Below are 9,044 nucleotides of genomic sequence, written 5' to 3'. Positions count from 1 at the left end.
ATTCAAACACTTTTCCGTACAGGGTCTAAGCCACCATTAAGCATAACGTCCTGTTGAACTGTTTGCGCCTACTCTTCATTATGGGAAGAAAAGGGGGATTTTCATGCCCGGGTGGAGAGCAAAAATTGCTCATGGAACTTTTCTGTAAAAAACTTGAGGATAACGTCATACGGGAACTTGAAGAAGAATTTACAAAAGATGTGCTGATATTCGAAAGGACAGCTCACTGCTGTCCTTTTTATACCCTTAAATCGCCATGTTGCAAGTCCGATTTTTCCACCTGAACGGTTGTCATCATCCTCCTTCCATTCATTATGAGCTAAATAACCCATTTTCATGAAAAAACATTTCCTAAACTTGACAAAAAAATGAATATAAAATATGATACATACATATGAACATATGCTCATATATAATAAATAAAGTGAGGGGAATCATCATGAAGATGGAAGACCATTCTTTCTTAAAATCTGAAACCATTGAAAATGTATCGCGAATATTTAAGGTATTAGCCGATCCAACACGAATCAAAATTCTTTATTTGTTATCGCAAGAAGAGTGCAATGTCAATCACATTGCAGAAGTGTTGGAAATGTCTCAATCAGCCGTTTCCCATCAACTTAGTATGTTACGAAATCTGAGACTGGTTAAGTATCGCCGTGAAGGAAAAACACTGTTTTACTCCTGCGATGACGAACATGTTATTTCATTATTAAAACAAGCCATTGACCATTCTGAACATCATTAAGGAGGTATTTTATCATGCATCATCATCACCACCATCATTCTCACGACCACCATGGTCATCACCATCACCACGGACATCACCATGATCACAGTAGAGAAGGAAATAAAAAAGGGCTTACAATTGCCCTTCTCATTACCGCTGGAATTATGTTGTTAGAGTTTTTCGGAGGTTTAATCACAAACAGCCTAGCCCTTCTTTCTGACTCTGGTCATATGCTTAGTGATGCTAGTTCACTTGTTCTTAGCTTAGTGGCAATTTGGTTTGCCACCAAACCAGCTTCCCCCAATAAAACGTATGGCTTTTATCGTTTTGAAATCTTAGCCGCTTTGTTTAATGGAGTTACCTTGTTTGTTATCGCTGGATTTATTATTTGGGAAGCAATTGAACGTTTTTACAATCCTCCAACCGTGGCTAGCGGCTCTATGATGCTGATTGCGTCCATTGGACTTTTTGCCAATCTTTTAAGTGCCTGGGCGTTAATGAAAAAAGGGGATGTAAAAAATAATGTCAATCTGCGTAGTGCCTATCTTCATGTGATCGGTGACGCTTTGGGTTCCGTAGGTGCTATCATCGCTGGGCTTGTCATGTGGCTCTTTAGTTGGTATGTCGCTGACCCCATTATTTCCATTTTGGTTGCCTTATTAATCTTGAAAGGCGCTTGGGGAGTGATTAAACATACGGTTCACATTTTGATGGAAGGAACGCCAATTACCATTGACCAAAATGAAGTGAAAAAAGCCTTAGAAAGTATTGAAGGAGTGATTAACGTTCACGACCTTCATATTTGGACAATTACTTCAGGGTTAGACTCATTAAGTTGCCATATTTTGATTGAAGATCATCAAGACAGCCAAAAGGTTTTACAAGAAGCGATCCATTTTATTGAGGACCACTTTAAAATTCAGCATGCAACCATTCAAATTGAAACCTCTCAAATCCATCACGGGGAAATGAAAGTTTAATCCTTTTCAGAAGAGAGGTGATAAAATGCAACACATCGTTGATGTTCTGGTTATCGGTGCTAGTCAGGCAGGACTAGCGATGGGATATTATCTGAAACAAAATAATATATTGTTTGCCATTGTTGGCAAGGAAAATCGAATCGGAGATGTTTGGAGAAACCGATATGATTCCTTAGTTCTTTTTACTCCTCGCTGGTTCAGTTCTTTGCCAGGAATGGCTTTAAAGGGTGACCCGAACGGATATCCAACCAAGGATGAAATTGCCGATTATTTAGAGGATTATGCTCAAAAATTTGAATTACCTATTCATCTGAACACAGAAGTCATTTCCCTTCAAAAAGAAGATGAGATTTTTAAAGTTACAACCAATAATGGTAATTATGTGGCAGAGAAAGTGGTTGTAGCAACGGGTCCTTTCCAAAAGCCATACATTCCACCATTTGCAGAAAGCTTATCCGATAAAGTGTATCAAGTGCATACATCCCGTTATTTGAATCCATCTCAATTACAAGAAGGCTCTGTTTTGGTAGTCGGTGCGGGAAATTCAGGGGCACAAATTGCTGTTGAATTGTCCGAAGACAGAGAAGTTTATTTATCTGTAGGTCATAAAATGAAGTTCTTTCCACTTGAAATAATGGGTAAAAGTATTTTCTGGTGGTTTAAAAAATTAGGTTTATTAAATGTCCATATCAACAGCTCGTTAGGTCAGTTTATCAGTAAGCAAAGTGACCCTATTTTCGGTAAAGAACTGAAACATTTAATACAAGAAGGCAAAATTAAAATTAAACCCAGAACAGAAAGTATTTTAGGAGATGTTATTTCTTTTGCAGATAACAGTCAAATTCAAGTTCAAAATGTCATTTGGGCAACTGGATTTTATTCTGATTACAGTTGGATTCAAATTCCGAATGTTTTAGACCATAGAGGAAAGCCCATTCACCAAAGAGGGGTAACTTCTGTGAAAGGATTGTACTTCTTGGGATTGCCGTGGCAGTATCGAAGGGGATCTGCTCTTATTGGAGGAGTGGGTGCCGATGCAGAGTATTTGATAAATGATATTTTAAACCATTGAAGGTGCTTGCAATGTTGTGGTTAGAACTTTTTATAGCCCTTCTAAGCTTAGCGTAAGTGGGAGAGTATTCATTCAAACATAAGCTTCAAATATCATTAAATGGTTTGAACAAGGTCAGTACCTTGTTCAATATTTTAGCGATCTTAAACTAACAAACGATAAAAGTTTCCATTGACTAAAAAAGTTTCTGATGTACAATTTATTTAGGCAACATTTTCTTTGCTCTTACATATATCTAATTCTAAGTTGTAGGAGCAAATTTTTTTACCCCAAAAGTTTCCTTAATGCAAAATATTTAGCGAAAACCAATCATGAGGTGATCATCATGAGTGAAAATATAAAAAAACTGCCGTTAGTCGTTGAGGAAGGTTGGAGAAAGAAACGGACACAACCAACATTGCCCGAAGTATATAGAAGTTTGCGTATACCAAAAACGGGTTCTTGGATGAAAAAGTTTCTTGCGTTTGCTGGACCAGGATACTTAGTTGCCGTGGGGTATATGGACCCGGGAAACTGGGCGACTGATATCGCAGGAGGTTCCCAGTTCGGATACACGTTGCTTTCCGTTATTTTGCTTTCCAATTTAATGGCAATATTGCTTCAAGCATTGGCTGGCAAGTTGGGAATTGTAACGGGAAGGGATTTAGCCAAGCTTGTCGCGACCATTACAGCAAGCCTGTAGCAATGATCTTATGGGTTTTATGCGAGTTGGCAATCGCAGCTTGTGATCTAGCCGAAGTGATCGGTTCGGCAATCGCTTTGAAATTGTTGTTTGGCATTCCGTTAATATATGGAGTGATTATTACAGCTCTGGATGTACTGGTCGTATTGCTATTACAGAATAAAGGGTTTCGTTATATTGAAACGTTGGTAATTGTTTTAATTCTAACCATTGGTGCTTGCTTTGTGACTGAAATCTTTCTTTCTAAGCCAGATGTAGGTGGCATATTGAAGGGATTTGTTCCAAGCCCAGAGATTATTAACAATCCATCCATGCTCTATATTGCAATCGGTATTTTAGGTGCAACCGTAATGCCTCATAATCTTTATCTGCATTCTTCCATTGTGCAGACACGTCAATACGAACAAACCAGCTCGGGTAAACGACAAGCGATCAAATATGCCACTTGGGATTCAACCATTGCACTCTTTTTCGCTTTATTTATTAATGCATCTATCCTTATTGTTTCTGCTGCTACATTCCATAAAGCAGGAATGAAAGATGTTGCGGAGATTGAAGATGCTTATCACTTGCTTGCTCCACTGCTTGGAACAACACTTGGAAGTATTTTATTTGGAGTTGCTTTGTTGGCTTCTGGTCAAAACTCCACATTAACAGGAACCTTAGCTGGTCAAATTGTGATGGAAGGTTTTCTAAACATTCGCCTTCCTGCTTGGTTAAGAAGGCTGATCACTCGATTGATTGCCATTGTCCCAGCCGTTGTTGTAACTGCTCTTTATGGCGAAAGCGGAACGGCTCAATTACTTATTTTGAGCCAAGTTATTCTTTCTTTACAGCTCTCTTTCGCGGTAGTGCCTCTCGTTCAATTCACTAGCGATAAAAAGAAAATGGGCGAGTTCGCAAATCCATTATGGTTGAAAGTTCTTGCTTGGATGGTAGCGATGGTGATTATCAGCTTAAACGCATATTTATTGTTCCAAACATTCTTTGGTTAAGAAATAGTAAACCTCATTATCTTTTTGCGGATAATGAGGTTTATTGTTTTTAGCTAATAGAATTTTTTGATGTAGCTAATTAAATGAAATGCCTGGTAAATATTAGGTTGATTTTTTACATCCAATTCTTTTTTGTTTTTCATTCAAATAAATGTTTGAATAATAAAAGAAATGAGGTATAATATATTCAAACGGAAATTTGAATATGAAAGGGGGATAATGAATGAGTAAGAAAGATACATGTGAAATTTATTGTTATGACGAAGAAAAAGTCAATCGAATACAAGGGGAATTGCAAAAAGAAGATATATCCAGTGTTGTCCTGTTGTTTAAAGCACTGGCAGATGAAAATAGGGCAAAAATTGCCTATTCACTTTGCCAAGATGAAGAGTTATGTGTATGTGATATTGCCAATATCATTGGGGCTTCTGTTGCAACCACTTCCCATCATTTACGGACTCTTTATAAACAAGGGATTGTAAAGTATCGAAAAGAAGGAAAGCTAGCATTTTATTCGCTGGATGATGACCATATTAAGCAGTTAATCATGATTGCGTTAGCACATGATAAAGAGGTGAAAGTCCGTGTCTGAACAACAAGCAAAATTATCTAAATCAGAAGCGAAAACCTACCGTGTTCAAGGATTTACTTGTGCAAACTGTGCGGCAAAGTTTGAAAATAATGTAAAATCATTGCCAGGTGTTCAAGATGCTAAAGTAAACTTTGGAGCATCTAAAATTACCGTTTGGGGTACAACAACCATCGAAGAATTAGAAAAAGCAGGAGCTTTTGAAAACTTAAAGGTTCGGGAAGATAAAGAAAAAGCAGTCAAGCGTGAACCTTTTTGGAAGCAAAAAGAGAACATTAAAGTGTATATTTCCGCCGTTTTGCTTGTGATCAGTTGGTTTTTAGGGAAGCAATACGGAGAAGAGCATATCTTTGCGACAATTGGATATGCTGCAGCAATTTTAATCGGTGGATATTCGTTATTTATAAAAGGTTTCAAAAACCTAGTTCGTTTGAATTTTGATATGAATACGCTGATGACAGTGGCGATTTTAGGAGCTGCAGCGATTGGTGAATGGGGAGAAGGTGCAACGGTTGTTATTCTATTCGCCATTAGCGAAGCCTTAGAGCGTTATTCCATGGATAAAGCTCGTCAATCCATTGAATCGTTGATGGATATTGCTCCAAAAGAAGCATTAATTCGTCGCGGAAATGAAGAAATGATGGTCCCTGTTGACGATATTCAAGTCGGAGATATTATGATCGTAAAGCCTGGTCAGAAATTAGCGATGGATGGAATCGTCATCAAGGGTACATCTACGCTAAATCAGGCTGCCATTACGGGAGAAAGTGTTCCAGTAACCAAAACAGTCGGTGATGAAGTCTTTGCAGGAACATTGAATGAAGAAGGGTTATTGGAAGTAAAAGTTACAAAACGAGTGGAAGATACAACTCTTTCGAAAATCATCCATTTAGTGGAAGAAGCTCAAGCAGAACGAGCACCTTCTCAAGCGTTTGTAGATCGTTTTGCCAAATACTATACACCAGCCATTATCATTTTTGCTCTTTTACTAGCCGTTATTCCTCCATTATTTATGGGTGCTGATTGGAGCGAATGGATTTATCGAGGTCTAGCTGTATTAGTGGTTGGTTGTCCGTGTGCGTTGGTTATTTCCACGCCTGTTTCGATTGTAACTGCCATTGGAAATGCAGCGAAAAACGGTGTGTTAATTAAAGGTGGTATTTATTTAGAGGAAGCAGGAAACTTAAAAGTGATTGCTTTTGATAAAACAGGAACATTAACAAAAGGTATTCCTTCCGTCACCGATGTAGTCACTTATAATGGCAATGAAAATGAACTAATGACCATTACAGCAGCCATTGAAAAAGGCTCACAACATCCACTTGCTTCCGCCATTATAAGAAAAGCAGAAGAAGATGGATTGAATTTTAATGATGTATCGGTTGAAGAATTCCAATCCATTACAGGTAAAGGGGTCAAAGCCAAAGTAAATAACGCAATGTATTATGTCGGAAGTCCAGGTCTTTTTGAAGAACTTCTTCCAAATGGCATCCAATCAGAAATAAAAGAACAAATTACAACCCTTCAAATACAAGGGAAAACGGTCATGGCATTAGGAACGGAAAAAGAAATTCTGGCGTTAATTGCCGTGGCAGACGAAATAAGAGAATCATCCAAAGAGGTTATTCGAAAACTTCATCAAGTCGGTATTGAAAAAACGGTGATGCTGACGGGAGATAACCAAAGAACAGCCGAAGCCATCGGAAAACAAGTCGGTGTTTCCGATATTAAAGCCGATTTACTTCCAGAAGATAAACTGAATTTCATCAAAGAGCTTCGCGACAAGTATCGAAGTGTTGCGATGGTTGGAGATGGTGTGAACGATGCACCAGCTCTTGCAGCTTCAACCGTTGGTGTGGCAATGGGTGGTGCTGGAACCGATACAGCCCTTGAAACAGCCGATATTGCTTTAATGTCTGATGATTTAAGTAAATTGCCATATACGATTAAATTGAGCCGCAAGGCTTTAGCAATTATTAAGCAAAACATTACCTTCTCTTTGGGCATTAAGGTGCTGGCGTTATTGTTAATTGTACCTGGTTGGTTAACGTTATGGTTAGCGATATTTGCGGATATGGGAGCAACATTAATCGTAACATTAAACAGCATGCGATTGCTAAATGTGAAAGAATAATGCAATAGTTGAAGAAGACACACAAAAAGACCGAATTTATTTCGGTCTTTTTGTGTGGTTTAAAAATCAACATTGAAATTTAACAAAGCCCTGATTAAAAACAGTCAAAACTAACAAAACAAATGACCTAAATTTTAGAGATCTTAATTAATTAAATGGGATTTTAATAAAAATGCTTGGCGCTTAAAGCCAAGCATTTCTTATTTTCCTAAAATTACTTAGGTAATGTCATAGGTATAACATTACCAACATATTTTTATTTTAAATAATTTTGAGCGGGGGAGAAGGAGATGGAAGTATATAATGTTCACCAAGCACTAAAAATACTTCAGGAATATTACATTACTGACTCAATTCAAATGGTTACTCGTTGGATCAGAGAAGGAAAGATTAAAGCAGAACGTTCGGCAAATCGAAAGGAGGGTTGGCGAATTTATCACGATGATTTATTCGAGTTTATTGAAGAACAGAGACCAGGTTTGCCTGAAGTAATGGGAGTTTATGAATGGTATGTAGAAAACTCTTTTTCAATGTTGGCGAATGACCATCGTGAAAAGCATAATAAATTGGATTCTGAAGAAGTTAAAGGTGATAGCACTCACTCGGAAGAATTAATGAAACAGCTCATGGAGGAGAAGAATCAATTAGAAAATCAACTCATTAATATGCAGGATGAGTTGAACTTGGTTTACGAGCAAATCACTGAATTAACGGTTAAAGTTCAAAAACTGGAAGAAGAAAATGCTTTTTTAATCGGTTTATATGAGCAAATGGATGAGATGTATCAAGAATTAGAAAAGAAAAATCAACAAGAAAGTAGTAATGAAACACCAAAAACAATGGAACGCAAATTAAAGAAAGAGATGTCTATTGAAGATTTTAAAATGATTTTCGAAAAAGTGATCAAGGGATACAAAAGTGAAACAATAAACTACATACAGCAAGAAAATAAACTAATCAACGAAATATATACGTTGTTTTTCAATGAAGATGGAGAGTTAAAAAACGAGGTTATTGATGATGGAGAATATATTTGTCCATTGACTAAGAAGAAGTATAAAAAAAATTTAAGATCCATGCTTAAAAACGCGATCCGAACCAAATTAGAACAAATCCTGAATTCAGTTGACGAAACAGTGTTAGCTAACGACTCGAGTCGTTAGTCTTTTTTACTTATCAAATAAATAAGGATTTGAAATGGAGTTAACAAACGAACCGAAACAAATAAAAGAAATTTATGACGAGGAGGAGAATCTCTCGTTCTGAAGAATAACAACAAATGGAGACGAGATAAGGCAAGTTTACTTCCGAATTTCACACTTTCGTTTGAATTTGTAAAGATTATGTTAAAGTCGTTTTTTTCTTTTGTTTTATATAAGTATGTAGTTATATACTTATTAAAGGGAAGAGTAAGTATGGTTATACTACCATATCCATTTCGTGGATATGAAAGATGTGACATCATTATTTAGTGTGAGAGGAACAAAATTGCAAATAAAGGGATTTAGGAGTATCATATTTCATTTTCGCTCATATATATAAGTAAATAACTATATAATCATAAAAGAATAGGAGGTGTTTCCATGCAAAAGACAGTAGTGGAAATAGAAAAAGCATCACACGTTTTAAAGTTGCTTGGTGATAAAACACGTTTAACGATCATGGCAATTTTAAAACAACGTGAGTGTTGTGTATGCGAGCTTCTTGAGGTGTTTGACATGAGTCAGCCGGCTATTAGTCAGCATCTTCGCAAGTTAAAAGATGCAGGATTAGTAAAAGAAGATAAGAGGGGACAGTGGATTTATTATTCCCTCAATTCACAAAATGAGTTATATGATTTCATCCAAGATATTCTGCAACAT

At 37.0% G+C, this 9,044-nt stretch carries 8 protein-coding genes and 1 pseudogene; 8 read left to right on the top strand and 1 reads right to left on the bottom strand.

The window, feature by feature from the left end; genetic code table 11:
- Positions 1 to 101: 101 nt before the first annotated feature.
- On the bottom strand, positions 102 to 338 hold the full coding sequence (locus BRO54_RS18080) for a hypothetical protein (RefSeq protein WP_074044792.1): 237 nt from the start codon (positions 336 to 338) through the stop codon (positions 102 to 104).
- A 101-nt stretch (positions 339 to 439) separates the two neighbouring features.
- On the opposite strand from BRO54_RS18080, the gene BRO54_RS18075 reads away from it, so the two are divergent.
- The 8 genes and pseudogenes from BRO54_RS18075 to BRO54_RS18040 all read left to right on the top strand — a co-directional run.
- On the top strand, positions 440 to 748 hold the full coding sequence (locus tag BRO54_RS18075; RefSeq protein ID WP_011230084.1) for an ArsR/SmtB family transcription factor: 309 nt from the start codon (positions 440 to 442) through the stop codon (positions 746 to 748).
- Between the two features lie 14 nt (positions 749 to 762).
- The gene (locus BRO54_RS18070; protein WP_011230085.1) at positions 763 to 1,710 is read left to right on the top strand and encodes a cation diffusion facilitator family transporter; all 948 of its coding nucleotides are present in this window, start codon (positions 763 to 765) and stop codon (positions 1,708 to 1,710) included.
- Between the two features lie 25 nt (positions 1,711 to 1,735).
- The gene (locus tag BRO54_RS18065) at positions 1,736 to 2,782 is read left to right on the top strand and encodes a flavin-containing monooxygenase (protein WP_011230086.1); all 1,047 of its coding nucleotides are present in this window, start codon (positions 1,736 to 1,738) and stop codon (positions 2,780 to 2,782) included.
- 325 nt (positions 2,783 to 3,107) lie between these two features.
- Positions 3,108 to 4,459 (top strand): annotated as a pseudogene (locus BRO54_RS18060) (Nramp family divalent metal transporter).
- Between the two features lie 223 nt (positions 4,460 to 4,682).
- Positions 4,683 to 5,051, top strand: a complete 369-nt coding sequence (locus tag BRO54_RS18055; protein WP_011230088.1) for an ArsR/SmtB family transcription factor — start codon at positions 4,683 to 4,685, stop codon at positions 5,049 to 5,051.
- Positions 5,044 to 7,182, top strand: coding sequence for a heavy metal translocating P-type ATPase (locus BRO54_RS18050; protein WP_011230089.1), 2,139 nt, complete (start codon positions 5,044 to 5,046; stop codon positions 7,180 to 7,182). The genes BRO54_RS18055 and BRO54_RS18050 overlap by 8 nt, the downstream gene beginning before the upstream one ends.
- Before the next feature lie 290 nt (positions 7,183 to 7,472).
- Complete coding sequence (locus tag BRO54_RS18045; RefSeq protein WP_011230090.1) at positions 7,473 to 8,345, top strand: DNA-binding protein; 873 nt, start codon at positions 7,473 to 7,475, stop codon at positions 8,343 to 8,345.
- A gap of 420 nt (positions 8,346 to 8,765) precedes the next feature.
- Positions 8,766 to 9,044 (top strand): ArsR/SmtB family transcription factor (locus BRO54_RS18040; RefSeq protein WP_033024773.1); only part of this gene is annotated, 279 nt, incomplete at its 3' end.

This window comes from Geobacillus proteiniphilus (assembly GCF_001908025.1).
Classification (GTDB): domain Bacteria; phylum Bacillota; class Bacilli; order Bacillales; family Anoxybacillaceae; genus Geobacillus; species Geobacillus proteiniphilus.
This window is presented reverse-complemented; position numbering and strand designations above follow the sequence as displayed.